Origin of the sequence: Brevibacterium atlanticum (assembly GCF_011617245.1) — a bacterium.
Lineage (GTDB): Bacteria > Actinomycetota > Actinomycetes > Actinomycetales > Brevibacteriaceae > Brevibacterium > Brevibacterium atlanticum.
Genome location: NZ_CP050152.1, coordinates 294,308 through 320,186, shown reverse-complemented (window position 1 = coordinate 320,186; position 25,879 = coordinate 294,308). Strand labels below are relative to the sequence as shown.

Genomic DNA, 25,879 nt, shown 5'->3' with positions numbered 1-25,879 from the left:
TTCCTCACATCCTGAATACGCCGAAGCCGCGGGTGCCGCTGATCTTCTGCGTGTGACACATGGACAGACCGATGCCGAGCACTGTGCGGGTGTCACGGGGGTCGATGATTCCGTCGTCGTAGCACTGACCACTCATATACAGGGCGAGCGACTCGCTTTCGACCTTCTCTTCCGTCTCGGCCCGACGGCGGGCGTCGGCCTCCTCGTCGAATTCTCGTCCTGACGCGGCGGCAGCCTGGCGCCCGACGATCGACATCACGCCGCCGAGCTGCTCTGGGCCCATGATCGCGGTCTTCGAATTCGGCCAGGTGAAGAGGAGACGAGGGTCGTAGGACCGGCCCGACATGCCGTAGTTGCCTGCTCCGTAGGAAGCAGCGAGGTTGATCGTCAGATGAGGCACACGGCTGTTCGTGACCGCATTGATGAGCTTCGATCCGTCCTTGATGATGCCGTTCTGCTCGTATTCGGTGCCGACCATGAAACCCGTGGTGTTCTGCAGGAAGATCAGCGGCGTGTCGGTCTGATTGCAGAGCATGATGAACTCAGCGCCCTTCTTCGCCTCCTGGTTGAACAGGATCCCGCGAGCGTTGGCGAGGATGCCGACCGGATAGCCGTGGATCGAAGCCCACCCGGTCACGAGCGCGGACCCGTAGAGCGGCTTGTACTCCTCGAAGCGGGAACCGTCGACGACGCGTGCCAGAACCTCTCGGGGGTCGAACGGCACCTTGAGATCGACCGATGCGATGTCGAGCAGCTCTTCGGGGTCGTAGATCGGTTCGTCTGCCGCCTCCGTGGGCCCTGGACCGAGCTTCCGCCACGCGAGGTGCTCGACGATCTGACGACCGATGGCGATGCATTCGCGTTCGTCCTGAGCGAGATAGTCGGCGAGACCGGACACTCGCGCATGCATGTCGCCGCCGCCCAAGCTCTCGTCGTCCGTGTCCTCCCCGGTCGCCATCTTCACCAGCGGAGGTCCGCCGAGGAACACCTTCGCCTGCTCGGCGACCATCACCGTGTAATCGCACATGCCAGGAACATAGGCGCCGCCGGCCGTCGAGTTGCCGAAGACGAGAGCAAGCGTGGGGACCCCGGAGGCCGACAGGGCAGTGAGGTCGTGGAACAGGCGTCCGGCAGGGACGAACAGCTCCGACTGCCGTTCGAGGTCTCCGCCTCCGGATTCGACGAGGTTGATGACGGGCAGGCGGTTCTCCTGCGCGATCGCCGTCGCCCGCAGCACCTTCTTCCACGTGTACGGGTTCGATGCCCCTCCCCTGACCGTGGGGTCATGGGCGATGATCATGCATTCGACATCGCTGACCACGCCGATGCCGGTGACTGCGCTGGCACCGACCTGGTAGTCAGTGCCCCAGGCGGCAACAGTCGAAAGCTCAAGGAACGGGGCGTCCTCGTCAAGCAGCAGTTCGACACGGTCGTGCACAGGCAGCTTCCCGCGGTCACGGTGGCGAAGAACGTACTTCTCCCCACCTCCGGCGGCAGCTTTGCGCTGCTCCTCCTCCAAAGCCGCGATGAGAGCGAGATTACCCTTGCGATTCTCCGCCGCGATATCGCTGTCGAAGTCGAATGTGCTTTTCAGAACCTGCATGGTGTCCTCCTCGCCACAGTGCGCCCAGGACTGATTCCCAAATCTTTTAAGTGACTCATGATTCACATCCTAAACCGAATTTTGTGGCAGTCAATGTCTTGAATAGTGAATTACAAGTCACTTATGCTTGAGTCGGCGACACAGTTGTCGACTACCACACGAGGAGCACCCACATGTCTCTAGATGTCACCTCTCTCTACAACCGGCGCGCGGACCAGCGGTGGAACCGCGTCTGCACAGCGGACCTCATCGAGCGGGTCACGTGGAGCACGCCGGAGCACGACGCCATCATCGGACTCGACGGCGCAACTTCGTCCGACCGCTATGCACGACTGACGTACCGAGAAGCAGACGAGCTCGCCAACCGCGTCGCCCACGCCCTCCTCGGCGCAGGGCTCGATCGGGGCGGTCGGATCGCGATGTTCGTGGAGAATTCCGTCGAAGCCTATGTCTTCCGCCTCGGCGCCGCGAAGATCGGAACAGTGGTCGCACCGATCAACCCTGCGCTGCGCTCGGATGTCATCGCGCATACGCTCGGAGTGCTCGACCCCGGATTCATCGCCGTCGACGCAGAACTCTTCGAGCGGGTCTCGCCCGGCCTCGACGAAGCCGGGCTGAAGGCGCACATGACGTTCGAGATCGGCGGATCGGCAGTTGCCGGCACTGTGTCGTTCGACGACTTCGTCGAGGGACAGCCCGATCGCGAGCCCTCAGGCACCGTCCACGGCGACGATATCGCCGAGATCCTGTTCACCTCTGGGACCACAGCCATGCCCAAGGGCGTCATGCTCTCTCACACGAGCGCGACATTGGCCGCGCATGGATTCGCCCTCAGCCTCACTCGAGGACTGAAGTTCGAAAGCGACCTCGTCCTGGTCACCTGCCTGCCGATGATGTACCACATCGGACACCACATCTTCGCACTTGCGACCATGGCTGTCGGGGGCACTTTCGTCATGGGGCGACGACCCGATCCCGCAGTGATCGCAGAGGCTCTGTCAGCAGAGCAGGCCACGGCCCTCTGGGGCGGCTCACCGGCGATGGTCGACGCCCTCACCTCGGAGCTCGAGGAGCAGGATATCTCCCTTCCGCACCTCACCACCGTCACCTACGGCTGGGCCGCACTGCCCCCATCCGTCCTCGACCGGCTGCGCGCGCGGGCACCACAGGTCCACCCCTTCGCGATCTTCGGACAGACGGAGTCGATCTCATGTCACCGATTCTGGCCGGACGGCGACGACGAGCTCTACCGACGGACTTCTCCCACCGAGAACTACGTCGGTTATCCGAGCCCGCTCCTCGCGTCTCGGATCGTCGATCCCCTGGGAGAGCCGATCGACGAAAACACGGATACGGTCGGAGAGGCCGTCTACCGATCTCCGGTCATGGTTGCCGGCTACTACAAGAATGAGAACGCTACCCGGGAAGCGTTTCGGGGTGGATGGTTCAGCTCCGGAGACTCATGTCGCTATGGGGAAGGCGGCCGTCGCATCATGGTCGACCGCCTCAAGGACATCGTCAAATCCGGTGGTGAGAATGTATCATCCCTACGCGTCGAATCAGTGCTCGTCCAACATCCCGCGGTCACCCAGGCCGCTGTCGTCGGGCTGCCCGACGAGAGGTGGGGTGAAGCGGTCACCGCGGTGATCGTGCCCCGAGGCCAGGCCCCCGACCCGGCAGAGATCATCGCGTATGCCCGTGAGCATCTGGCAGGCTTCGAGACACCCAAGCACGTGATCTACCGTGACGAACTGCCGTCGACCGTCGGCGGCAAGATCCTCAAGTACAAGCTGAGGCAGGGACTCACGATCGAATCACCGGCACCCGACGCATGAAAACACCGCAGACCGTCAAACCTTTCTCCATCGCCGGGCATCTCACCAAGAGTTCTCCGCGCAGGTGATCGACGCTCAGAGTTCGCATTCGGCGACCCCGCCAGGCTGCGCAAGGTCAGTAAACGGGCGGCCTCCGTTCGAAGAAGGCGTCAATGCCCTCACGGAAGTCGGCACCACCAAGCAGACCTATCAGTCCCTCGCGCTCCTGCGCGAACCCGACCGAAACGGAAGAATCGACACCCGCGTCAACAGCGAGCTTTGCAGCACGGACCGCCCTCGGACTGTTGTGGGCAATCTGCTCGGCGAGTTCAAATGCAGCAGGCAGGCAGTCGTCGCTCTCGGTGACAAAGTCAACGCCGCCCAGCGGCAACGCCGCGGAAGCTGCCATCGGTGCCGCCGAAAAGATGAGCCGTTTGGCAAACCCCGGCGTCGTCAGTCGGGCCAGACGCTGCGTTCCGCCTGCCCCGGGGAGCACGCCCCAATGTGTTTCAGGCAGACCGATCCGAGCGTTCGCTCCGGCAAAGCGCAGATCACATGCCAGTGACAGCTCGTACCCGCCACCGAGAGCACTTCCATTGATGGCCGCGATCGTCGGCATCGGCAGCTCAGCGACAGCACCCGTCAGCTGTTGCACCCGATGCGCGAACCGCTCAGTGCCACCGTGCTCAGCCATTCTTCGGAAATGGTCGAAGTCTCCGCCTGCACTGAAGATCAGAGGTCCGCCGGTGACCACCACACATCGCAGATCACTCAAGGCAACACTGGTTACGGATTCGATGAATTCATCAATGAAGGCAACACTCCAGGCATTGACAGGCGGGTGGGCCATCTCGATCAGTGCCACATTGCTATCGGTGGTTGAGACTTTAACAAGCTGTGGCATTTACGACTCCTTTGAGTTCACTCACGATTGTGATTTTTTATTCACTATGGCGGCATGATGCTCCCCGTACTGAGCTATTGACACGGCTCAACGAACGGTCGATACTCGATCTTAGTGAATCATCATACACTACTGTCATCCATTCACGACCTTCGGATCCCTGAGACTGAGTTCCTCAATGACGAGCGAATCGAACCGGATCCCCAGCCTCGAAAGCAGGATGTTCCATTGAGCGACCCAACAATCATCGTCTTTGTTGCCGTCACCTATCTCACGATGATGATCGTTGTCGGAACCTGGGCAAACCGACGAGCGAAATCATCAAGAGAATTCCTTGCAGCGGGCCAGTCGCTCGGATTCTTCGTCATGGCGATTGCGTCATTTTCGTCAGTCCAAAGCGGCTGGGGAATGGTCGGTGCCACCGGTGCTGCAGCAACATGGGGTCTTGGCGGCTTGGCGGTCGGAATCCTTGCCCCGTTGGGGTTCATCCTCACCTGGTTCCTTCTTGGCGGAAAGCTCAGAGCCCTGGCGCACCATTACGGTGCTTACAGCATTCCTGATCTCCTCAGCATCAGAGACGGCAAGAAATCGATGATGTTCTGGATGTCGATTGCTCTGACCATCGGAGCCATCGGTTACATGACAGCACAAGTCGTGGCTGCGGGCGTTCTCACATCCCTCTTGCTGGGGCCGCCGTTCGCTGCTTCATTGATCATCGGCTCAGGAGTGGTGATTGTCTACACAGTTGCCGGTTCGCTCGCATACGCCTATATCAACGGAACAACAGGAGGCAGAAATCATGAACCAGACGAGTCCTGATCAGAGACCACGATGCCGCACCAACCTCGACGAGACCGTTCACAATGTCCTCTCCCGGGCCGCCGACAGGTATCCCGATAAGACCGCCATCTCGTTCATCGGAGCAGCTGCCTACACAAATGCCGAACTTCTCCATCTCTCGCGATGCCTCGCAGAAGGATTCCGAAGGGCAGGTGTGGGATTCGGAGATCGTGTCGCCTTGCTGATCTCCAATCGGATCGAATTCGTCTCCACGTACTTCGCACTTTCCATGCTTGGAGCAGTCTCCGTCCCTCTGAACACATCTCTCAAGGGCGATGTTCTCACCCACATGCTCTCAACTGTCGCGCCGTGCCGCCTCGTCATCGAAGACGAATTCTTCAACGAGGCCATTCCTGCTGTAGAACAGTCCGAATCAGTCATCGGAATGTGGCACATTCCAGGCGTAGGAAGCGACGAAAGCAAACGTACGCCAGCATTCGAAGAGCTGGTCGCCGAAACACCTCTTCAGGACATGGCCGAGACCGACGGATCCACTCTTCACTCAATCCTTTTCACGTCAGGGACCACGGGTAAGTCGAAGGGCGTGATGTGGTCACACAGAATGGCTCTTGGTGCTGCCGACAACTCCACCTGGGTCATGGGCTATACAGATGACGATGTCATCTACACGTGCCTCCCGCTATTTCACATCAACGCTCTTTTCACAGCATTCATAGCAGGTCTGAAAGAAGGGGCTGAGACCGTCGTCTCTCGACGCTTCAGCGCTCGAAGATTTTGGAGCGAGTTCGCCGAAACTCGAGCGACGAAGACCAACATGCTCGGAGCTATGGGGGCAGTGCTGTGGAAGAACAGGCCGAGTCCACACGAAAGTCGGCATCAGCTTCAGTTAGCCATGGTCGTCCCGTTTCCCAAGTCGAACTACGTAGAATTCGAGTCGAGATTCGGCATTGAGATCACCGAACTCTATGGATCGACAGACACTGGAATTCCTATCGGAATACCCCACACCACACGCAGATCGGGGTCATGTGGGTCAACGGCTCCCGGATGGGAGGTCCAAATCGTTGATGCTCTCGATAACCCAGTTCCGCCGCGAGTACCCGGTGAACTTGTCACCCGACCTCTGACTCCCTTCATCGGACAACTTGGTTATTGGAGAGAGCCTGAGAAGACTTGGGATGCGCATCGCAACTGCTGGTTCCACACGGGCGATCAGGCGTTTCAGGATGAAGAGGGGTTCTTCTACTTCCTCGACCGGACGAAGGACGCTATGCGCGTCTCCGGCGAGAATGTCAGCTCGTTCGAAGTAGAGCAGGTCATAGTCTCGCATAACAAAGTCGCCGAGGTGGCTGTCGTCGCAATCGCAAGCGATCTCGGCGAAGACGACATCCTCGCTTACGTGGTGGTCGAGCCCGACGAGACGGTCTCTGCCGAGGAGATCGAAGATTTCTCGCAAACCAGGCTTCCCTATTTCGCTGTCCCTCGATACATCCACATTGTGAAGGAACTGCCCAAGACATCTACTCAGAAGGTCAAGAAGGCCGATCTCCGCGCGCATGGTGTCCCAACAGGCGCATATGACGGCGGTCAACGAAGGCGGAATCGATCCCGGTCATCAGACTGACGCGCGAATATACAGCACCAGAATTCACCACTGTGAGAAGCTCGCTCTCACTCGTTCAGATCAAGAATCTGATGCCTTATCAGTCCCGCGGGATCCGCTTCCGCCCTGGCCACCACACTCCGCGACCGATGTCGTGGACGAGGGCCGGGACGACGAGCGAGCGCACGAGGATCGCGTCGAGCAGCACGCCGAAGGTGACGATGAAGGCGAGCTGGACGAGGAACATGATCGGGATGACCCCGAGTGCCGCGAAGGTCGCCGCAAGCACCACTCCCGCCGAGGTGATCACCCCGCCGGTCGCCACGAGCCCCTTGAGCACGCCTGCCCGTGTGCCGACCCGCAGCGACTCCTCACGCACTCTCGACATGAGGAAGATGTTGTAGTCGATGCCGAGCGCGACGAGGAAGACGAAGGCATAGAGCGGCACCGAGGGGTCCGCCCCGGGGAAGCCGATGATGTGGTTGAACACGAGCGCCGAGACGCCCAACGCGGTGCCGAAGGACAGCACGGTCAGGGCCACGAGCAGCAGCGGAGCGAACAGGGACCGCAGCAGCAGGATGAGGATGACGGTGATGACGAGCAGGATGATCGGGATCGCCAGGGCTCGGTCCGCCTCGGCGGTGGTGTTCGTGTCGAGGTCGACCGCGGTCTCCCCGCCGACCAGCGCATCGGGGTCGATGCCGTGGACGGCGTCTCGGATGTCCGTCACCGTCGTCTCGGCGGCCAGGGAATCCGCGGCATCGGAGAGGGTGACCTCGAGCAGGACCTGATCGTCCACCTCGGTGGGTGTGATCGTCGCCGATCCGCCTGCACCATCGGGTGCACCACCCGAGCCGCCCTGTGAGGGCTGGAGCTCTCCGTCTTCGTCGATGCCGATGGTTCCGCTCGGGGAATCCTCGGCGGACACGGTCATCGATCCGACCCCGCCGAGGCGGCCGACCGCCTCGGCGGCTGTGCTCAGTTCGTCCGCGTCGACCACGACCTGGGTGGGGGTTCCGGACCCACCGGGGTAATGCTCGGCAAGGACGTCCTGGCCGTCGCGGGCCTGCGATTCGCCGAGGACGAATTCGCTCTGTGCCACCCCGGAGGCCTTGAACTGCGGGACCGCGATGAGCGGCAGGGCCAGCAGGACGACGAGGCCGATCCAGATCAGGCGCGGGCGGGCGGCGATCACCTCGGCGATGCGGGCCCACAGGCCCTTCTTCGGCCTCGCCGAGGCGGCCGCCACCTGGGGTCGGAACGGCCAGAACACGGCGCGACCGATGATGATGAGTGCGGCGGGCAGGAAGGTCAGTGCTGCGAGCATGGCGACGGCGATGCCGATGGCCGCGACCGGCCCGAGCGCACGCGTCGAGGCGAGGTCGGTGAGGAGGAGGACGAGGAGGCCGGCGATGACGGTGCCTCCGGAGGCGGCGATCGGTTCGGCCACGCCCTTGAGCGCGGCGAGCCCGGCGCGCACACGGTCGGACTCGGTCTGCAGGGCATCGCGGAAGCGGGCGACGACGAGGAGGGAATAGTCCGTGGTGGCGCCGACGACGAGGATGAAGAGGATGCCCTGGACCTGGCCGTTGATGAGGAGGATCCCAGCGTCGGCGAGGTGCCAGATGACGAAGATCGATGCGGACAGCGCGGCCACCGAGGTGAAGAGGACGATGACCGGCAGCAGCGGTGAGCGGTAGACGATGACGAGGATGACGAAGACCGCGATGAGGGCGACGAGCAGGAGGATCCCGTCGATGCCGGCGAAGGCCTCGGTGAGGTCGGCGGTGAAACCGGCGGGGCCGGTGACGTAGACATCGGCAACCGTGGCCGGGGTGGCGACGTTGCCGGACTCGTCCGGCGTCGCATCGGCGGCGTTGGCGGTCGGGAAGGTGTCGGCGATGACTGCGCGGATGCGTTCGACGTCGTCGCCGGTGGTGTCGGAGGAGACGGGGAGGATGAGTTGGAGGGCGTCGCCGTCCTCGGAGGGGATGGCCGGTGAGGCGTCGGCGGCGAGCAGACCGTCATCCTCGAGTTTCTTCGCCACATCGTCGAGGGCATCGGTGTCATCGTCGGTGATGCCGTCGGTGTTTTCGAGGACGACGATGGCGGGAACGTAGTCGTCATCGCTGAAGCGGTCGATGATCTCTTGGGCCCGGGTGGATTCGGCGGACTCGGGAAGGAACGAGGAACGATCGTTCGTGGCCACCTCGGAGATCTTGCCGAAGTAGGGCCCGCCGACTCCGGCGATGCCGACCCAGGCGACGAGCAGGATGGCGAAGAGGGTGATGAGGCTGCGGCGCGCGGGGACGGGGCCACGGTGGGCGCGGGCCTCTGCCGAGAGATCCGCGGCTCGATCGTCGTCGGGGCGAGGAGGCTGGGGAGTGCGGGTCAGCAGGAAGTGGGGCATGAGTTCACACTACGCGGCGGATCGGGGTTCGGGAGCCGTCCGGACTCGTAGGATTGCGACATGAGCTCCTTCGTCGTTCCCGCATTCGTGGCCGTCTTCGTCGGCTGCGGCATCGCCGTGCTCGCATTCGTGCCGTTCGTCGCGATCAGCTATCGCCGTCGAGGCGGTCTGACGTTCTGGCGAACACTGCTGTGGTTCGCCGCCGCCGTCTACGCGATGGCACTGTGGACGTACACGCTGCTGCCGGTTCCCTCAGCCGATGAGCTCACCTGTGCGGCGGTGCAGCTGAGTCCCTTCCAGTTCATCAGTGACATCCTCACCTTCGACACCGGCAGTGTGCGTGCCCTGATGACCAATCCGGCGGTCCTGCAGGCAGCACTCAACGTCATCCTCTTCGTCCCACTCGGCTGGTTCGTCCGGCAGCTCGCCGGGCGCGGAATCGTCGTGGCGACGCTGACAGGGCTGGCCGCCTCGGCGCTCATCGAACTCACCCAGCTCACCGGCATCTGGGGGCTCTACGACTGCGCCTACCGGGTCTTCGACGTCGATGACCTCGTCATGAACACCCTCGGCGCGATCGTCGGCTCCCTGGCAAGCCTGCTCCTCCTCCGCCGGCAGGAACGGCTGCAGGATGTCGACACCCCACGCCCGATCACGGTGACCCGTCGGCTGACCGGCATCGTCTGCGATCTGCTCATCTGGGGACTCTTCGGCTGGACCGTCGCCCTCGTCTATGGGGTTACGAAGGCAGTCCTCGGCGACGGCACGATCGCCGAACCGAACCAGACGGTGACCTTCATCGGATTCGCTCTGCCCTTCTCCGCCCAGCTGCTTTGCGTCCTCGGCCGCGGTGTCACTCTCGGCGAGCGCCTCGTCTTCATCGCGGCTATCCAGGTGCGACGCCCGGTTCCGGTCGGTCGAGTCCTGCGGTTCGTGTTCGGCATCGGCGGCTACATGCTGCTGTCGCAATGGACGTTCCCGCTGTCCGGGCTGCTCCTCTTCGTCCTCGTCGCGGTCTCGGCTGTCATGGTGTTCACAACTCACCACCACCGAGGACTGGCCTGCGTGGTGTCGGGAACCGAGATCGACGATGTCCGGGGAACTACTATGGCGGCCCATCCGAACGGCGGATGAACGCACTGGCAACTACCCCGCGGCAGCATCATTACGACTAACCGACGTCGGCTGTCTGCCCAATAGAACTCCGGCTAATTGCTCGAAAGAAGTTCGGTGACTGACGCTTCTATCACCCCAACGGGACCGTGAGACCGACCTTCGCGGCGTCCATGACGACCTGGGTGCTGAAGCGGCGGATATTGTCGTTGCCGAAGAACAGCTGCCGGGTCAGCTCCGTGTACTCGGCCATGTCCTTGACCAGGAGGATGAGCACGAAGTCCCACTCCCCCGCCACGTAGTAGCACTGCTGGATCTCCGGACGCTCGACCAATGAGGCCCGGACCTCGTCGAGCTTATCCATCTGCTCACTCTCGACGGCCAGCTGAGCGATGACCCGTACCGGGCGACCAAGGAGTTCCGGGGCCAGAGTCAGAGTGCTGCCGAGGATGATGCCGCCCTCGGTCAGCCGTTTGAGACGACGATTGACCGCCGCCGTCGAGAGGCCAACGCGTGCACCCAGAGCAGATTGCGGCAGGCGCGCATCGACCTGCAGCGCTTCGAGCAGTTTCAGGTCGATCTCGTCGAGAGGGGTGTCCACCCCCTCAGTCTCAGCGATCCGCCACCGCCACGCAATATTTTTGCGTGAGACCCTACCCAAATCGACCACTTTGTCAGTTCCAGTTGAATGACTTCACGCGTCTACAGGATTCTGAGGACATGACAGCAGAACACCACACCCTCGCCACGCAATGGCGCAGGCACCTCCACCAGATCCCGGGCACCGAATTCGACGTCGCCGAGGCCGCCGACTTCGTCGCCCGCACCTGCACCGACCTCGGTTGGGAGGTCACCACCGGGATCGGAGGCAGCGGCGTCGTCGCCTCCCTCACTCGCGGCTCAAGCCCGCGGACGATCGCCCTGCGCGCCGACATGGACGGGCTGCCCATCGAAGAGCGCACCGGCGTGCCTTACGCGTCGAAGAACCTCGGCACGATGCACGCCTGCGGGCACGACGGTCACATGGCGATGGTGCTCGGAGCCGCCTCGGCGCTGGCGAAGGACACCACCTTCGACGGCACCGTCCGCCTGTTCTTCCAGCCGGCGGAGGAGCCGGGAACCGGTGCCGAGGCGATGATCGCCGATGGACTCTTCGACCGTTTCCCCACCGATGAGGTCTACGGACTGCACAACATCCCGGGCCTGCCAGCCTGTGAGATCCACACGCGCCCCGGACCGCTCATGGCCGCCGAGGACAACTTCGAGATCCGCATCACCGGCCGCGGCGGGCATGCCTCGGCCCCGCAGCACGTCATCGATCCCATGGTCGTCGGCGCCGAAATCCTCCTGTCCCTGCAGACGATCGTCGCCCGCAGCGTCGACCCGCTCGACTCCGTCGTCGTCTCCTGCACGGAGCTGACCACCGACGGCGCCCGCAACGCCGTCCCTGACCAGGTGGTCATCCGCGGGGACGCGCGGACCTTCACCGACGCCGACAGTGCGCTCGTCGAGACCCGCATCCGGGACATCGCCGAGGGTGCCGCACTGGCCCATCGGGCCTCGAGCGAGGTCATCTACACTCACGTCTTCCGCCCGACGATCAACGACGCCGACTGCGTCGCCCATGCCGCCGCCGCAGCCGAGACAGCACTCGGTGCCGACAAGGTCGATGCCGCCTGCCGGCCGATCACCGCCAGCGAGGACTTCGCCGCCTATGCCCGCGCGGTCCCCGCTTGCTTCGCCTTCCTCGGTGCCGGCGAGATCACCGAACGCGGCGCAGCCGGCGGCGGCACGGCCCCGCTGCACAGCCGCGACTTCGACTTCAACGACGCGATCCTCGGTGCGGGGATCGACTTCTTTACCGCACTCGTCAGCTCACGCCTGCCCGAAGGGAACCGCTCATGACCACGACCGCCACCGCCTGGACCGCCAATGACCGAAACCGCTCTTGGTCGAGCCCCGACCAAGACGATGCGGCCCTGAACTTCCACCGCACGCTGACCGGCTACGAGCCCACCGCGCTCATCGAACTGCCGGAGCTCGCCCGCGAACTCGGGGTCGCCGCGGTCTTCGCCAAGGACGAGTCGACCAGGCTGGGCATGCCCGCGTTCAAGGCCCTCGGTGCCTCGTGGGCCGTTCACCGTGCCCTTGAGGAGGCGCAGGCGGACACCGACGCCGAGGTGGTCACCGCCACCGATGGCAACCATGGTCGCGCCGTGGCCAGGTTCGCCCGGGAGGCGGGACGTTCGGCCCGTATCTTCGTGCCGGCCGGCGACATCCACCCGAGCGCGGTCGCTGCGATCCGTGGTGAAGCTGCCGAAGTCGTCGAACTCGACGCGAACTACGATGCGACCGTTGCGGCTGCCGACGAGTATGCGGCCGCCAACAATGCCGTGCTCGTCCAGGACACCGCATGGGACGGCTACGAAGAGGTTCCCGGATGGATCGTCGACGGCTACTCGACTTTGTTCCGTGAGATCGATACACAGCTGAAAGAGGCCGGCCATCATGCCCCGGACCTCATCACCGTGCCGACCGGAGTCGGGTCTCTGCTCCAGGCCGCGCTCGCTCACTACCGGAGGGAGAGCGCCGGCGACGACGCTTCCGGAGCGGGAGAGGCCGGTGCCGTGGACACGGCGGTCGGGACTGCCGTGGACACGGCGGTCGTGTCCGTCGAAACGGAAGCGGCGGCGTGCATGGGGCCGAGCCTCGAGGCGTGCCACCCAGTGACCGTGGAGACCGGGAAGACGATCATGTCCGGCCTCAACTGCGGAACCCCCTCGTCGCTGGCGTGGCCTTTGGTCCGCGACGGCCTCGACGCCGCGGTGACGGTCAGCGATGCCGCAGCGATCGATGCCGCACACCGGCTCGCCGGTCTCGGGGTGGCCGCGGGACCCTGCGGGGCCGCCTCGTTGGCGGGGGTCCGGGAAGCACTCACCGGAGCGGAGGCGGAAGTCCGGCGTCGGCACTTGGGAGTGGGCTCAGGCAGCGTCATCGTCCTCACCGTCACCGAGGGCTCCGCAGCGAACCCGGTACCCGAAGCCTGAGGCTGGACAGAGATGAACTAACTGGGCACATTGACCCGGGCGGAAAATCAGGGTCGGTAACGGTTCGCCAGTGCCTCGGCTCGCGCAAAGATTGCATCCCGGACAGATACCGGCGAGAGGACGTCAGCATCCGTATCCAACTGCCACACTGTCCACACTGCGTGGCGTAGATCGTCGAAAGTCACTTCGATGCGGACCCAATCCTCCTGCTCTGGTTCCTCGGTTCGGACGGCCCGCGCATTCTCAAGCAGTTCCTCGCGTCGGGATCTCCTGATGCGAATGACAACCGGAATGTGGTTCTCCGATAAGAACTGAGCAGTTCGGTCGGCCCAGATCCGATCGAGATCGACCTGCGCGGAACGCTGCGCCGGTTCGGCGAGTGCTTCGGCGCTGAACATCCGGGACAGACGGTAGTTTCGGTCGTCTCCGGACTTCGTCGCGAGCAGGTAGGTGTTCCCACGGACGGTGACCAGTCCGATCGGGTCGACGGTGCGTCGACTCGGTTCCTCATGGGGTGATGCATAGTCGAATCGCAACCGACGACCGGTGAGCACCGCACTGCGGACCTCGGCCATGACCCCCTCGGCCAGGTTCTCCGTGGCGCCTCGGCGAGACAGCAGATCGGTCTCCGGCTCGACGAGGAACCGTTGGGCCGCATTGTTGAGGCCCATCCGGTGTCCTTCGGGCAGTGCGTCGACAATCTTGCGCATCGCTGAAGCCAGCGGTGCACTGAGGCCGAAGACCTTCTCGCCGCGGTCGGTCCCGGCGGTGAAGAGTGCGAGTGCTTCGTCGTGGTTGAGCCCGGTCAGTTCGGTGCGAAAGCCGGGAAGGAGTGAGTAGCCGCCGTGTCGACCACGATCGGCGTAAACAGGAACGCCTGCGGTTGAGAGCGCGTCGATGTCGCGCAGCACAGTGCGCGTGGAAACTTCGAGCTCACCGGCCAGCTCGTCCGCAGTCATTCGGCCTCGCTGACGTAACAGCAGCACCAGCGAGACCAGACGGTCTGCTCTCATGTATCCATCTTTACCAGAAATCACGACACAAGGTGTCGTGATTAGTCGGCAAGCTGTGAATGCGGAGTTGATACGGCGGCCACGGGGCGGCCGGGCGCCGCGGAACGGACGAATGGGGCAACAATGAAACGAACAGCAGTGAACCCGGTGACATGGTCGCAGGAGATGGGGTTCAACCAGGGAGAAGTCGTCTCGGGTGAGGCACAGACCCTGTACATCTCGGGGCAGACGGCTATGAACAAGGACGGTCGACCCGAGCACGAAGGAGACATCGCGGCCCAACTCGGGCTGGCCGTGGCAAACCTCGAGGCTGTGCTCGCCGATGCGAACATGTCGCTCGCGAATCTAGTTCGCCTCAACGTCTACACCACCGACGTGGACGCGTTGTTCCCCCACTACGGTGTGCTCGCAGGGAAGCTCGGAACGGCGGGAGTTGCTCCTACGACCACGATGCTCGGCGTCTCCCGCCTGGCGATCCCCGGCCAGATGGTCGAGCTCGAAGGAACCGCTGTCGCATAACGCTGACCTGCTTCACAACTGACCTCGGATGGCCAGCAGGGCGTTCCTGCTGGCCATCCTAAGAATTCGCCGTCAGTTAGCGTTCCAGGATCAGCAGGTCACTCGTTCTCGTCGTCTCGCCAAGACGCCGAGGACAACGTCGATGATGAGGAACACGACGAGGCTGATCCCCACCATCGGCAGGAGTATGCCGATGCCGAGCGTGACTAGGACTACCGCACCGATCCCCCACCACGGTGCGGCCCGCAATGCTCCGCGCGCTGGCATCACCCCGAAGCGTCTCGACGGGTCGTGCTTCGGGCGGCGTTGCCACCACATGACGTAGCCCCAGATCACCATGGCTGCGATGCCGATGGCGAGGCCGAAGAGCACGATTTGGTTGGCCAGTCCGAACAGCGATCCCATGTGCAGGTCGATGCCCCAGCGGGCCAGCTTCGCTGCCATGCCGTATTCGGCGAAGTCGACGCGATCGGTGACCTCCATCGTCGTCGGGTCGAAGGCGACGGCGTCGACCTTCGTCGGGTAGCTGCGCTGGATCTCCTGGACCACCCACGCCGAGTTGGCGTCCGCGGGCGGCAGAATTTCGACGGCTCCGGTGTCGATATCGACCCCGCGTGCCATGGACAGCATCATGTCGAAGTCGGTCGGGTCGACGTCGGAGGTATCGGATGTGGCCCCGTGTCCCGTGCCGCCCGTGTGACCTTCGTGGCCGGAGTGGTCTTCGTGGCCGGAATGGTCGTCGGCACTCCCGGCACCAGCCGAACCCGTAGCCGACTCCCCCGCGAGCTCTGTCGAAACCGCCGGGGTCTCCCAACTCAGCGCGGCGCGCAGCTTCGTGACGTTCTCGCCGCCGAGCTGGGACCAGGTGATCCCGGTGGCGGAGAGGAACAGCATCCCGATTGCCGCCCAGATGCCGACCGAGGCATGCCAGGAGAAGGTGCGTCGCAGGCCCGTGTGCTTTCGGCTCGGTCGCAGCATCATTGCGGGCTTCTTCGTCCTGCGAGTTCGGAGGATCCAGAGCACGATTCCCGCTGCCGCGACGATCCCCAACCATGAGGCCGCGAGCTCGCTGTAGAGGCGTCCGACGTCGCCGAGGTGGAGGCTGCGATGCATCTGGTCGATCCACGTACGCAACGGCAGGGCTCCCGAAGTTCCGTACACGGTGAGGTCACCGACCACCTCGGCGGTGGACGGGTCGACGAAGATCGCCCGGGATTCGCTCTCGCCGAGGTCGGGGTCGGAGTACATCACCCGGGTGGTATCTCCGGACTCGGGGGCAGGGCGCACCGCCGAGGGCTCGGCGCCGTCCCCGATCGTCGCGTTCGCCGCCTTGATCTGCGCGGCGAGCGGGAGTGGGTGGCCGGTCGGGGAAACGCTCAGCTGCTCGGCGTAGACGATCTTTTCCAGTGTCGGACTGATCGCATAGGCCGCCCCGCTGAGCGCGGCGACAAGAATGAACGGGCCGATCAGGATCCCCGCGTAGAAGTGAAGTCGTCGCAGGAGCGGACCGAACCATGGGGTGGAGTGCCTCCGGTTTTCGGGCATGGTTTCAGAGGGTGTTGTCATGATGACGCTTTCTGTCAGATCTGCGTTGAGGCACGCACAGTCGACCCGGAACAGGCATGGGCAGCCCTGGTCGACCTGGTGCGGTCAGCAGAGATCGCATCGGCTCAGTGGAGCCGATGTACGGATGTGATGGGTGTCAGAAAGCTGGCTGCGGTGGGCCCCGCCGCAGCACCGGGGACCGGAACACGCCGAGGCTGCACGGCACCACCGGTTCCACGCTGACCTGCGTGCGCGGTCCGGAGATGGGCATCCGCAGAAGGATGAGTCGCGGGATGATCGCCCCGATGATGAGGCGAGCGAATTCGCCGAGCATGACCGGCAGACGCTCGGCCCAGTAGATCATTGCGACGGTCACGATCCCGGCCGCACAGTGGGCCAGGAGCATGGCCGGCGAGTGGTGCGAGTGCATGGTCGAGGCCATGCTTGTGTCCAGCGCCGGCATTGTTGCGTGGGCGGCGTGCGCGGTCTGGGTTCCGGGCATCGCGTGCGCGCCGGACATTGCGTGACCGGCGGCAAGATGTGCCGAGTGCCCACCGAGGAGACCGCGCAGTCCGCTTCCCGACGCCGAGGCGGTCGGGACGAACAGTGAGAAGAGGAGGTGGAACAGCGCCTGGCTGACTCCGACGGAGACCGTGAGCCGCGGCAGTGAGAGACGCCGTCCGGCAAGGAGAACGCAGGCGAGGATCGACAGGGCCAGCGGCACGATGATGCCCAAGGCCGTCGGGAAAGCTCCCCCGCCGAGGAGGTGCGAGGTCAGTGCGACGAAGGTCGCCGCTGCCGCGGCCAGGATGCCGCGCAGTGTGCGCCGGTGCCTGACTCTCATCTCCACGGGTTCATTCTCACACAGTGCGTCGGGGGCACTCGCTTCTTCTGCCGTTCCGGCTGTGTTCTTCCCTCCGGATGTCGGACCCAGCTCACCCCTCCAGCAGACCCTTGATGTCCGCGGCCGAGATCACCTCGCTGAAGGCGTTGCCGTCGTCCATGAGCGCGGTGAAGAGTTCGGCCTTCTTCGTCTGCAGCGCCAGCACCTTCTCCTCGATCGTGTTCTCGGCGACGAGTCGGTAGACCATGACCCGGCGGGTCTGTCCGATCCGGTGAGTCCGGTCGACGGCTTGGTTCTCCGCGGCGGGATTCCACCACGGGTCGAGGAGGAACACGTAGTCCGCCTCGGTGAGGGTGAGCCCGAATCCGCCGGCCTTGAGACTGATGAGGAACACGGGAGCGTTGCCCTCGCGGAAGGCTTCGATGACCGTCGTCCGATCCTTCGTGGACCCGTCGAGGTAGACGTAGTCGATTCCGTTGTCCTCGAGTTCGGCCGCCACCGCGCGCAGATAGCTCGTGAACTGGCTGAACACGAGCGCCCGGTGGCCCTCGTCGCGGACCTCGCCGAGGTGACTCATGAGCACACCGAGTTTGCTCGAGGCGATCCCGGAATCGGCATACTCGGCGACGATCCCCGGGTCGAGCGCGAGCATCCGCAGCAGCGTCAGCGACCGGAAGATCGCGAACCGGTTCTTCTCGAACTCGCCGAGGAGGCCGAGCACCTGCTTGCGCTCGCGCTGCAGCACCGTGTCGTAGAGACGCCGGTGCGCCGGTTCGAGTTCGACACCGAGCACCTGCTCCTGCTTCTCCGGCAGGTCCGCGGCCACGAGATCCTTGGTCCGGCGCAGCATGAACGGCCGCAGCCGCGACCTCAGCCGATCCATCCGGTGCGGAGCCTCTCCCGATTCGATCGGGCGGACGTAGTCCTCCCTGAAGCGCTTCGCGTTCGGAAACAGTCCCGGCGAGGTGATCGCCGCCAGCGACCACACATCGGTGAGCGAATTCTCCATCGGCGTACCCGTGATCGCCAACCGGAACGGAGCCTCGAGTCGCCTCGCTGCGCGGTGCGTCTTCGCCTGATGGTTCTTCATGAACTGGGCTTCGTCGAAGATCACCCCCGCCCAGGTCAGCTCGGCGAATTCGTCGATGTCGAGTCGCATCACCGCGTACGAGGTAACGACGATATCGGCGTCGGCGACCGCCTCGGCGACGGGGCGCTTGCGCTTCTTCGCGGTCTCCCCGACCGCGGTCACTCTCAGGTGCGGGGTGAATTTCCGGGCTTCGAGTACCCAGTTCGCCACCACCGAGGTGGGGGCCACGACGAGGAACGGAGCTCGCGTTTCGGCCGTGGGCTCAGCCGCGGCGTTGCGTTCAGCCGCGGACTGGGTTGCGCCCAGAACCTCGCGCTCGGTCCGGTCGTGGTCGATGAGGGCGAGCGTCTGCAGGGTCTTGCCCAAGCCCATATCGTCTGCGAGGATCCCGCCGAGATGGTGCTGCCTAAGGAACGCCAACCATCGGAAGCCCTCCACCTGGTAGGGCCGCAGCTGCGCATTCACGGTCTCGGGCACGGCCACCTCGGCGATGGTGTCGATGCTTCTCAGCCCGTCCATGAGCTCGGACCAACGAGGGTCATCGGCGACGTCGTCGGCGAGGTCCTCGAGTTCGTCGTACAGGGCGGTCTGATAGCGGCTGATCTGCGGATTCTCGGGTGAGAAACCGTCGAGGGCGTTCGCCTCGGCGAGGAGTTCGCGCAGCCGGTCGAAGGCGGGGTTGTCCAGGGAGAAGAACGATCCATCGTCGAGGATGAGGTGGGACTGTTCCCGCGCGAGTGCGGTGAAGAGTTCGACGAAGGGGATCTCGTGACCGTCGACCGTGACATCGATGCCGAGGTCGAACCAATCGGAGTCATCGGTCGCCTGCGTACGGACGCTGACCTGCGGCGTCGCGTCGAGTTCGCGGAATTCGGGGGCGTTGTCGCTGTCGGCGAAGGTGACGGCGACGTCGTCGAGCTCCTGGATGCGGGGCAGGATCCGTGTGCTGTACGTGGCTGCATCGATGCCGGTCAGGGTGGTCGATTCTGTTCGGGCAGCGTCGGGGTCGATGGTGCGCAGTCGACGGAGCACAGCGTGTTCGAACTTCTGGTCGCGGCCGCGCACCTGGTCGGACAGTTCGCTGTGATGGGGCACCAAGGGGAACGTTCGCTGTGGGGAATAGTAGGTCCATGACCAGGTCAGATGCATCGTCGGGGTGGACGTGCCCTTTCCGTGGCCGCGCTTGCCAGACCCGCGTTTGCCGGGGTCGCGCCTGCCGGGATCACGGTCGGTGGAGCCGCGTTTGCCGGGGGCGTCGTAACTGATGTGGAGGTTAAGGTGCGGGGACTTCTCGACGGGCAGGTCGACGGATCCGTCGCTGCTGATGACTCGATCACCGGCGCCGCCATTCGCGACGCCGGCGCCGGACATCTTCCCGTTGCGGACTCCCCTCATCCTACCGCCCCTCTCGGGCGCCTTTCGCAGCAATGGGAGGACGCGGTCGACGAAATCATCGTGCCCTTGTTCGGGAATCCGTGTGGCCGCGGGGCCTTCCAGAAGACTGCGCTGTGCCTCGGTCATCGGCTCGGTCAGCGGCGCAAGTGTGACCACAGCCTTCGACTTGCCCACCATATTCAGGTGGTAGATGCCGCCGAGTCCGATGGGCCGGACTTCATGGGCCTGCACCGATTGGTCGTCGATGGCCACTTCGGACTTGAGCACGAGGTCGTCGTCGCTGCGTGTGACATCGAGCTGGAAATCGGCGCGCTGCGCCAGGCGGATTGCGATCTGTTTGTCGGCGCTGACGAGTGGAATGTCGAGGTCAGCGGCCTGACCGAGCAGCTCCCACAGGAAGGGTGAGCCGAAGTCGTCGAGTCGGATCGTTGCCGACGACTGTGCGTGGCCGAACCGGCCGAGGCCGTCGTCGAGGGTGACCAATCGATAGAACCATTCGAATTGGTCGGCGTCGAAGCGTGAGGCGTTGAGTCGTGAGGTGAACCAGTGCCATCCCGCCTGTCCCTTGATCCAGTTGTTCTTCGCTCCAGGGATCAGTGGGCGGATGTGCAGCTGCGGTTCCGCTTCATCCGGGATCTCGGCGGCCTTAAGCCGCGATGGCGCCCTATTGAAGTAGCTGCGCTGTGGGGCGCTGTGGAGTTCGAAGCCGAGTGCCACGGTCTCGGGCTGTGGGCTCGACCGACGCGAGACCTCGATGATGCGGTCGAGTCGCTGTCGCCACTCCGGCACCCGAACCTGCCTGGCCGGTGGCCGCCCGCCATCGATGATCGCTCCGAAGTCGGAAGGATCGACTCCCCAGACTGGTTCAGTTTCGTCTTCTTCGGGCGCATGACCGTGGTATGCGTCCATGATCGCGGAGGTCCGCTGGTCGAGCATCTGCTGATTGTTGACGAGAAGTACGGCGACGCAGTGTTTGCAGTCGTCACCGACCGGGCAGGTGCAGGCGGTGTCGACGATGTCGCCGGGTCCGCCGTCGTCGAAATCGTCGAAGGTGATCGTGGTTTCGTAGAGTCCGGTGGAGCCGGCGACATCGGCCACGAGCTGCCGGTCGGATTCGTGCCAGACGATCCGCAGTACCTGACCTTTGCGCGCATAGTCACTGCCGCGCGCGAAGGTTCCAGGGTCAGCGAAGGCCTTTATCTCGTCTCTCGGGACGACGGTCATGGCTCGATCCATGCCACCAGTCTTCCATCTGCTGCTGACACGCTTTCCCATGCCCAACTGACACGCAAGGTCAGCCGGCAGCAATGAGGCCCGGCCTCACATCTCTTCGTGTGTCAGCGGGTCCCGGTCCTTCATCCGACCGCGCTCGAGTGCGGAGATCGCGGCCACCTCGGCGGGGGTGAGGGCGAAGTCGAAGACGTCGGCGTTGGACCGCTGACGTTCGGGGTTCGCCGACTTCGGGATCGGGATCGACCCGACTTCGATGTGCCAGCGCAGGACCACCTGGGCCGGGGTGACATCGTGGGCGGCGGCCGCCTCGGCGATGGGGGTTTCGTCGAAGAGCCCCTGGTCACGGTAGAGCGGGGACCAGCTCTCGGTCTGCACGCCGATGGAGCGGTGGAAGGCGATGAGCTCGGCCTGCGGGAAGTACGGGTGGAGCTCGACCTGGTTGACGGCGGGCGTGACCCCGGTTGCGTCGATGAGCTCGGTGAGCATGGCCTCGGTGAAGTTCGAGACGCCGATGGACTCCACGAGCCCGCGCTCGCGCAGTTCGATGAGCCCGCGCCAGGTGTCGACGTACTTACCGACGCTGGGATTGGGCCAGTGGATGAGGTGGAGGTCGAGGTAGTCGAGGCCGAGCCGGGCCAGGGATTCCTCGGTGCTCGCGATCGCCTCGTCGAAGCCGTGGTGACGGCCGGGGATCTTCGAGGTGACGAAGAGGTCCTCACGTGGGGTTTCGGTGTTCGCGACGGCCTGACCGACCTCGCGCTCGTTCTCGTAGTTCACCGCGGTGTCGAGGAGTCGGTAGCCCGCGTTGTCGACGGCGTTCACGATCGCGTCGACGCCCTCCTCGCCCTTCATCGCGTAGATGCCGAGCCCGAGCTGCGGGATCGCGCGCCCGTCATTGAGGTCAAGGGTGGGAATGATGGCTGGGGTGGTGTCGTCAAAGGAGTTGGCCATGGTTCCACCCTATGTCCGCCGAGGTGGCGCTGGCCAGGGGTGGGGCGGTGGGTTGGGTTGCGGTGCTGGGTCGGGTGGCGCGTGGGTGAACTTCCCCTGTGAGGAATCCTGACGCATCGCTGGCGCCTGCTTTGCACAACGCATCTTGGGCTAACGTGTGAGCATGGAGACGAAAGCGCGAGCTATGGTGCAGGCACCTCTCCGCTTCGCCCGTCGGCTTTCGCGCTGGCAGGTGGCGTTTCTGCTGCCGTTGACTAGCCTTGCCCTCGCTCTCATTCTCCACGCTGCTCAGTGGGTGACGTCGTGGATTTCGACGTCGCTGGCTCACTCACGCGGTGTCGCCGAAGCCTGCTCTGACCTGGTCAACGACTTCGGCGCCGATCCGGACGCGGTGGAACTCGTCGATCGCGCTCCATTCGGATATACCTGTCTGGCTGAGATCAACGACGGCAGCTCAACGATGCTCGAATACTCCGGAGTCACCTCGGCGATGTTCGTCGTTTCGGCCGCGCTCGCGGCATTAGGATTCGCCGCCTTCTGCGGTGTGCTGCTCGCGTTCACGGTATCCCGGTTGGTCTCGTTGCACCGTTCTCCTCTTGCAGAAAACCGAGGAGATCGCTGGCCTCTTCTCCTGATCGGATTCGGGGTCTTCGCACTTCCGCTGATGCTGCTCGGCCAGTATCTGCAGTGGTACGGCGCCTCGAAGTCCGGGGGATCCGGGATCTGCCCGGATGTCGTCGGCGGTGAAGAGGTTCTTGGCTTCTCGGTTACCGCCAACTACCTGCCGCCGAGCCTGACCTGCTCAGGCGACACCGTCGCCGGTCAGGATTTCTCCGTGACGGAACACGGGTTCCCCTTCTACGGTTTCCTCGCCGGACTAGTGCTGGTGGCGGTGGGGGTAGTTGTGCTCTTTGTGGTGAAGCCGCTCCTCACACGACGATCCCGCGTGGCTCCCGCCCTTCGATGACGTCGATGACGGCTTGAGCAGCGGCGATGCCGGCGCGTTCGCGCGCTTCCACGGTCTGACCGGCGAGGTGGGAGGTGATGACGACGGAGTCCATAGTGCGCAGAGGGTTGTCCTCGGTGATGGGTTCGCGTTCGAGAACGTCGAGTCCGGCACCGGCGATCTGCCCCGAGCGCAGGGCTGCGACCAGTGCGGATTCGTCGACGAGTGAACCACGTGCGGTGTTGATGAGGACGGCCGTGTCCTTCATGGCCGCCAGCGCTTCGGCACCGATGATCGGGTCGCCCTTGCCGGCGCGGGAGTGGAGAGTGAGGTAGTCGGCGCTCCTCACTGTCGTGTCGAAGTCGGCGAATTCGATGCCGGGTGCGGGGTCGGCGTCCGGGTGACCCGTCGAGACCTTCACATGCATGCCGAGGGCCGCGCCGAGTGCGGCGATCGCTCGGCCGCTGGGGCCATAGCCGATGACTCCGAGCGTCTTTCCTCGCAGTTCGGTCCCGGCTTCCCGCGGCCAGCCGCCGGCGGTGACTCCGCTCAGCACGGTCGCGAGGCGACGGGCGCAGGCGAGCATGAGAGCGAGTGCCATTTCGGCGACAGCGTGATGGTTGACCTCGGGGGTGTTGCAGACGCGGATGCCGAGTTCGGTCGCGGCGTCGAGGTCGACGTTGTCGTAGCCGACTCCGGCGCGGGCGAGGACTGTGAGGTCGGTGGCCGCGGTGAGCATCTCGCGGGTGATCGGCTCACTGGCCGCGATCGCTCCGACGGCTCCAGTGAAGAGGGTCTGTCTCTCTTCGTCGGTGCGGCCGCGTCCGGCCGGTGAGTAGACCGGTTCGAGTCCGTGCTCGCGCAACATCGTGTCAACGGTGTCGCCCGGGTGGAGGTAGTCGGTGGTGATAACGATGCGTGCGCTCATGCCATTGACACTACTGGTCAGCGGGCCGGCATGCGGGCGACGTTCCGCATCGTGGTGTGGGACTTGGGTCGGCGCGCGTCAGTGCCCCGGGCCCCGGATCTCACTCCCCCGCGGGCAGCCTCCGGACCAAGGTCGCCGAGGCGGTATTCCGATACGAATCGACGAGCAGCTCCCGCAGCTCATCATCACTCAGCTCCTCGACCTCGAGGCCGATCCAACCCGAGGGACCCAGGTACATGGGTACGAAGGAATCCTGTCGCTCGAGCACCACCTCGGCGTCCATGGGATCGAGAAGGACGAGAACGGAATGCGGATGCTGTTCGATCTCACCGGTCACGTGCTTGGCCGCCCCGCCGTAATAGGCGAAGACCTTCGTGGTGTAGAAGGTTGGCCGACCGTGCGAGACCTTCTCCTGCGCCTCCGGCAGGGCGAGCGCAATTGTCCGGACCCGCTCGAGCACCGGATCGTCATCGTCGAACATCTGCGGATGCGCCATGTTCCTACGATAGTTCCCGACGCCGAGGTGGTCATCAGTTTTGCGGTCGCCTCGGCTGGCATGGGGCAGAGTCGTGCGGTTGCGGGCAGGGCCGTCGGGTTGAGGCCAGAATCGTCGGTGAGCCTGCCTGTGACGCTCTCTGCGTCAGTGGCGAGCGGCATACTGAGTGTGTGGAGGCGGCGTGAGTGGGTGGAAAGAGACGGTCGGATGAGTGCATGGCTGGCAGTGGTGGCGGCGGATCATGTCCGGCGTGGCCGTGACCTGGGCATCGTCCAGATCAATCACGGTCAGCGGGCACCGCTGGTGCGGATGGAGCCGGGCGATGTCGTCATCTACTATTCGCCGACGGTGCATCGCGGTGACAAACAGCCGTTGCGTGCGTTCACGGCGTTCGCGACGGTCGGTGAGGGAGACGTATGGCAGGCCGATGAGGGCGACTTCAAGCCGTATCGCCGGCAGGCCGCCTATGCCCCGACTCGCGACGTCGCACTGTCCGAGATCAATGACTCACTCAGCCTGACGACCCAGCCGAACTGGGGCTACCAGCTGCGCCGCGGCATCATCCCCCTCGACGACCACGACGTCGAAACGCTCAGAAAAGCCATGCACACCTGACCCTTCTTGCTACCTGACGGCGGCCCAGCAACCTGGCGCGAGGTATCTGGGCCGCCGTCAGGTAGCAAGAAGGGTCAGTCGCCGGAGATGAGGGACATCGAGCTCGGGTTGCCGCGGGTCGAGTTCATCGTGAAGCTCGCCTTCCACGGCAGGTAGCGGTCGTCGGAGGATTCGATGACGTCACCGGTCGTGGTGAAGGCCCGCCTGCGCACCCGCAACAGCGGAGTGCCGACGGGGACCTCGAGGAGTGCCGCATCGTCGTCGTTCGCGCCCACCGCGTCGATGATGCGAGAGGCTCGATTGATGTCGACGCCCCGATCGATGAGCTCCTGATAGATCGACCCGGAGTCGGTGTCGAAGGCCAACACGTGACGGCCGAATTCGAGGGGATAGTTCAATCGTTCCACCATCGCCGGAGCATCGTCCATGAGCCGCAGTCGGAACACCGAGACGACAGGATCGCCGTCAGAGATCCGCAGGCTCGCCGCAAGCGATTTCTCGGCCGGTTCCCGCACCACCCTCTGAGTGATCTGACCAGGAACGATGTCCGAGGCATGGCACCACTGTGAGAACGAGATGACGTCGTCGAAGGACTGTGTGAGCACGTTGTCGAGCACAACCGTCCGCCGCCCCCGTCCCGAGGAGATCAGCCCTTCTCCGCGCAGCGCCGACATCGCCTGCCGCACCGGGCCGCGGGAGCTGGAGAACTTGCGGGTCAGCTCGGCTTCGGAGGGCAGCTCATCGCCCGGCTGGAACGATCCCTCACGGATCGCGGTCCGCAGATAATGTGCGATCTCATCATGCTGCTGGCGCGTGTGGGACCTCGGGTCTGTGGTCATGAGCGGTCGTCTCCTTCGAGGGGGCGCAGTGGTCGAGGCGGTCACAGTGATCGCGTTCTCGGTGAACTCGATATGGCTGCTCGGAGCCGGAATGTCACATTCAGGTGAACAGACACAAAACTTGTACATACATATCTTCATCCTAGCCGACAACCGCACGAATATGGGGG

At 64.2% G+C, this 25,879-nt stretch carries 21 protein-coding genes; 9 read left to right on the top strand and 12 right to left on the bottom strand.

What is annotated here, in order from left to right:
* Nucleotides 1–4: 4 nt before the first annotated feature.
* Complete coding sequence (locus GUY23_RS01445) at nucleotides 5–1,603, bottom strand: acyl-CoA carboxylase subunit beta (protein ID WP_166969067.1); 1,599 nt, start codon at nucleotides 1,601–1,603, stop codon at nucleotides 5–7.
* Nucleotides 1,604–1,776: 173 nt separating this feature from the next.
* Between GUY23_RS01445 and GUY23_RS01440 the strand changes: the two genes are divergently transcribed.
* The gene (locus tag GUY23_RS01440) at nucleotides 1,777–3,438 is read left to right on the top strand and encodes an AMP-binding protein (protein ID WP_166969065.1); all 1,662 of its coding nucleotides are present in this window, start codon (nucleotides 1,777–1,779) and stop codon (nucleotides 3,436–3,438) included.
* Between the two features lie 115 nt (nucleotides 3,439–3,553).
* On the opposite strand, the gene GUY23_RS01435 is transcribed toward GUY23_RS01440, so the two are convergent.
* Nucleotides 3,554–4,321: an enoyl-CoA hydratase-related protein gene (locus tag GUY23_RS01435; protein WP_166969063.1), complete on the bottom strand. Its 768-nt coding sequence runs from the start codon at nucleotides 4,319–4,321 to the stop codon at nucleotides 3,554–3,556.
* A gap of 228 nt (nucleotides 4,322–4,549) precedes the next feature.
* On the opposite strand from GUY23_RS01435, the gene GUY23_RS01430 reads away from it, so the two are divergent.
* Nucleotides 4,550–5,140 (top strand): sodium:solute symporter family transporter, encoded by a 591-nt coding sequence (locus GUY23_RS01430; protein ID WP_166969061.1) that lies wholly within the window; start codon nucleotides 4,550–4,552, stop codon nucleotides 5,138–5,140.
* Nucleotides 5,121–6,746 carry an AMP-binding protein gene (locus GUY23_RS01425; protein WP_166969059.1) on the top strand — a complete coding sequence of 542 codons (1,626 nt, stop codon included), beginning with the start codon at nucleotides 5,121–5,123 and terminating at the stop codon, nucleotides 6,744–6,746. The genes GUY23_RS01430 and GUY23_RS01425 overlap by 20 nt, the downstream gene beginning before the upstream one ends.
* Nucleotides 6,747–6,825: 79 nt before the next feature.
* Here the strand turns inward: GUY23_RS01425 and GUY23_RS01420 are convergent, their stop codons facing one another.
* Entirely contained in the window at nucleotides 6,826–9,135 is a 2,310-nt protein-coding gene (locus tag GUY23_RS01420) for an MMPL family transporter (RefSeq protein ID WP_166969057.1), read from the bottom strand.
* A gap of 60 nt (nucleotides 9,136–9,195) precedes the next feature.
* Here GUY23_RS01420 and GUY23_RS01415 point away from each other — a divergent pair, with 60 nt between their 5' ends.
* Entirely contained in the window at nucleotides 9,196–10,269 is a 1,074-nt protein-coding gene (locus GUY23_RS01415; RefSeq protein ID WP_166969055.1) for a VanZ family protein, read from the top strand.
* Between the two features lie 112 nt (nucleotides 10,270–10,381).
* Here the strand turns inward: GUY23_RS01415 and GUY23_RS01410 are convergent, their stop codons facing one another.
* Nucleotides 10,382–10,849 (bottom strand): Lrp/AsnC family transcriptional regulator, encoded by a 468-nt coding sequence (locus GUY23_RS01410; RefSeq protein WP_166969053.1) that lies wholly within the window; start codon nucleotides 10,847–10,849, stop codon nucleotides 10,382–10,384.
* Nucleotides 10,850–10,968: 119 nt separating this feature from the next.
* On the opposite strand from GUY23_RS01410, the gene GUY23_RS01405 reads away from it, so the two are divergent.
* Nucleotides 10,969–12,153, top strand: a complete 1,185-nt coding sequence (locus GUY23_RS01405; RefSeq protein ID WP_166969051.1) for an amidohydrolase — start codon at nucleotides 10,969–10,971, stop codon at nucleotides 12,151–12,153.
* Nucleotides 12,150–13,295 (top strand): pyridoxal-phosphate dependent enzyme, encoded by a 1,146-nt coding sequence (locus GUY23_RS01400; RefSeq protein ID WP_166969049.1) that lies wholly within the window; start codon nucleotides 12,150–12,152, stop codon nucleotides 13,293–13,295. Before GUY23_RS01405 ends, GUY23_RS01400 begins: the two co-directional genes overlap by 4 nt.
* Before the next feature lie 47 nt (nucleotides 13,296–13,342).
* Here GUY23_RS01400 and GUY23_RS01395 read toward each other — a convergent pair whose 3' ends face one another.
* Nucleotides 13,343–14,308 carry a helix-turn-helix transcriptional regulator gene (locus GUY23_RS01395; protein ID WP_166969047.1) on the bottom strand — a complete coding sequence of 322 codons (966 nt, stop codon included), beginning with the start codon at nucleotides 14,306–14,308 and terminating at the stop codon, nucleotides 13,343–13,345.
* 123 nt (nucleotides 14,309–14,431) lie between these two features.
* Here GUY23_RS01395 and GUY23_RS01390 point away from each other — a divergent pair, with 123 nt between their 5' ends.
* A complete protein-coding gene (locus tag GUY23_RS01390) occupies nucleotides 14,432–14,827 on the top strand; it encodes a RidA family protein (RefSeq protein WP_166969045.1) in 396 nt (131 codons plus the stop codon).
* 90 nt (nucleotides 14,828–14,917) lie between these two features.
* Here GUY23_RS01390 and GUY23_RS01385 read toward each other — a convergent pair whose 3' ends face one another.
* The 4 genes from GUY23_RS01385 to GUY23_RS01370 all read right to left on the bottom strand — a co-directional run bounded on the left by GUY23_RS01385 (nucleotide 14,918) and on the right by GUY23_RS01370 (nucleotide 21,885).
* Nucleotides 14,918–16,393 carry a PepSY-associated TM helix domain-containing protein gene (locus tag GUY23_RS01385; protein ID WP_166969043.1) on the bottom strand — a complete coding sequence of 492 codons (1,476 nt, stop codon included), beginning with the start codon at nucleotides 16,391–16,393 and terminating at the stop codon, nucleotides 14,918–14,920.
* 136 nt (nucleotides 16,394–16,529) lie between these two features.
* Nucleotides 16,530–17,216 carry a hypothetical protein gene (locus tag GUY23_RS01380; RefSeq protein WP_208085535.1) on the bottom strand — a complete coding sequence of 229 codons (687 nt, stop codon included), beginning with the start codon at nucleotides 17,214–17,216 and terminating at the stop codon, nucleotides 16,530–16,532.
* Nucleotides 17,217–17,307: 91 nt separating this feature from the next.
* Complete coding sequence (locus GUY23_RS01375; RefSeq protein WP_166969039.1) at nucleotides 17,308–20,937, bottom strand: DEAD/DEAH box helicase; 3,630 nt, start codon at nucleotides 20,935–20,937, stop codon at nucleotides 17,308–17,310.
* Between the two features lie 84 nt (nucleotides 20,938–21,021).
* Nucleotides 21,022–21,885: an aldo/keto reductase gene (locus GUY23_RS01370; RefSeq protein WP_166969037.1), complete on the bottom strand. Its 864-nt coding sequence runs from the start codon at nucleotides 21,883–21,885 to the stop codon at nucleotides 21,022–21,024.
* A 163-nt stretch (nucleotides 21,886–22,048) separates the two neighbouring features.
* On the opposite strand from GUY23_RS01370, the gene GUY23_RS01365 reads away from it, so the two are divergent.
* Nucleotides 22,049–22,852 (top strand): hypothetical protein, encoded by an 804-nt coding sequence (locus GUY23_RS01365; RefSeq protein ID WP_166969035.1) that lies wholly within the window; start codon nucleotides 22,049–22,051, stop codon nucleotides 22,850–22,852.
* Here the strand turns inward: GUY23_RS01365 and GUY23_RS01360 are convergent.
* Both GUY23_RS01360 and GUY23_RS01355 read right to left on the bottom strand, forming a co-directional pair.
* Complete coding sequence (locus GUY23_RS01360; RefSeq protein ID WP_166969033.1) at nucleotides 22,815–23,759, bottom strand: phosphoglycerate dehydrogenase; 945 nt, start codon at nucleotides 23,757–23,759, stop codon at nucleotides 22,815–22,817. The two genes, GUY23_RS01365 and GUY23_RS01360, sit on opposite strands and share 38 nt — an antisense overlap.
* A gap of 100 nt (nucleotides 23,760–23,859) precedes the next feature.
* Nucleotides 23,860–24,255, bottom strand: a complete 396-nt coding sequence (locus GUY23_RS01355) for an MmcQ/YjbR family DNA-binding protein (protein WP_228282643.1) — start codon at nucleotides 24,253–24,255, stop codon at nucleotides 23,860–23,862.
* A gap of 207 nt (nucleotides 24,256–24,462) precedes the next feature.
* On the opposite strand from GUY23_RS01355, the gene GUY23_RS01350 reads away from it, so the two are divergent.
* The gene (locus GUY23_RS01350; protein ID WP_166969031.1) at nucleotides 24,463–24,870 is read left to right on the top strand and encodes an EVE domain-containing protein; all 408 of its coding nucleotides are present in this window, start codon (nucleotides 24,463–24,465) and stop codon (nucleotides 24,868–24,870) included.
* Between the two features lie 74 nt (nucleotides 24,871–24,944).
* Here the strand turns inward: GUY23_RS01350 and GUY23_RS01345 are convergent, their stop codons facing one another.
* Nucleotides 24,945–25,709 carry a GntR family transcriptional regulator gene (locus GUY23_RS01345; RefSeq protein WP_166969029.1) on the bottom strand — a complete coding sequence of 255 codons (765 nt, stop codon included), beginning with the start codon at nucleotides 25,707–25,709 and terminating at the stop codon, nucleotides 24,945–24,947.
* Between the last annotated feature and the right edge of the window lie 170 nt (nucleotides 25,710–25,879).

What these genes read in the sequence shown, in the direction of transcription:
- GUY23_RS01445 (WP_166969067.1), bottom strand. Translation starts at nt 1,603, where the DNA reads ATGCAGGTTCTGAAAAGCACATTCGACTTCGACAGCGATATCGCGGCG.
- GUY23_RS01440 (WP_166969065.1), top strand. Translation starts at nt 1,777, where the DNA reads ATGTCTCTAGATGTCACCTCTCTCTACAACCGGCGCGCGGACCAGCGG.
- GUY23_RS01435 (WP_166969063.1), bottom strand. Translation starts at nt 4,321, where the DNA reads ATGCCACAGCTTGTTAAAGTCTCAACCACCGATAGCAATGTGGCACTG.
- GUY23_RS01425 (WP_166969059.1), top strand. Translation starts at nt 5,121, where the DNA reads ATGAACCAGACGAGTCCTGATCAGAGACCACGATGCCGCACCAACCTC.
- GUY23_RS01420 (WP_166969057.1), bottom strand. Translation starts at nt 9,135, where the DNA reads ATGCCCCACTTCCTGCTGACCCGCACTCCCCAGCCTCCTCGCCCCGAC.
- GUY23_RS01415 (WP_166969055.1), top strand. Translation starts at nt 9,196, where the DNA reads ATGAGCTCCTTCGTCGTTCCCGCATTCGTGGCCGTCTTCGTCGGCTGC.
- GUY23_RS01405 (WP_166969051.1), top strand. Translation starts at nt 10,969, where the DNA reads ATGACAGCAGAACACCACACCCTCGCCACGCAATGGCGCAGGCACCTC.
- GUY23_RS01400 (WP_166969049.1), top strand. Translation starts at nt 12,150, where the DNA reads ATGACCACGACCGCCACCGCCTGGACCGCCAATGACCGAAACCGCTCT.
- GUY23_RS01395 (WP_166969047.1), bottom strand. Translation starts at nt 14,308, where the DNA reads ATGAGAGCAGACCGTCTGGTCTCGCTGGTGCTGCTGTTACGTCAGCGA.
- GUY23_RS01390 (WP_166969045.1), top strand. Translation starts at nt 14,432, where the DNA reads ATGAAACGAACAGCAGTGAACCCGGTGACATGGTCGCAGGAGATGGGG.
- GUY23_RS01385 (WP_166969043.1), bottom strand. Translation starts at nt 16,393, where the DNA reads ATGACAACACCCTCTGAAACCATGCCCGAAAACCGGAGGCACTCCACC.
- GUY23_RS01380 (WP_208085535.1), bottom strand. Translation starts at nt 17,216, where the DNA reads ATGAGAGTCAGGCACCGGCGCACACTGCGCGGCATCCTGGCCGCGGCA.
- GUY23_RS01375 (WP_166969039.1), bottom strand. Translation starts at nt 20,937, where the DNA reads ATGGATCGAGCCATGACCGTCGTCCCGAGAGACGAGATAAAGGCCTTC.
- GUY23_RS01370 (WP_166969037.1), bottom strand. Translation starts at nt 21,885, where the DNA reads ATGGCCAACTCCTTTGACGACACCACCCCAGCCATCATTCCCACCCTT.
- GUY23_RS01365 (WP_166969035.1), top strand. Translation starts at nt 22,049, where the DNA reads ATGGAGACGAAAGCGCGAGCTATGGTGCAGGCACCTCTCCGCTTCGCC.
- GUY23_RS01360 (WP_166969033.1), bottom strand. Translation starts at nt 23,759, where the DNA reads ATGAGCGCACGCATCGTTATCACCACCGACTACCTCCACCCGGGCGAC.
- GUY23_RS01355 (WP_228282643.1), bottom strand. Translation starts at nt 24,255, where the DNA reads ATGGCGCATCCGCAGATGTTCGACGATGACGATCCGGTGCTCGAGCGG.
- GUY23_RS01350 (WP_166969031.1), top strand. Translation starts at nt 24,463, where the DNA reads ATGAGTGCATGGCTGGCAGTGGTGGCGGCGGATCATGTCCGGCGTGGC.
- GUY23_RS01345 (WP_166969029.1), bottom strand. Translation starts at nt 25,709, where the DNA reads ATGACCACAGACCCGAGGTCCCACACGCGCCAGCAGCATGATGAGATC.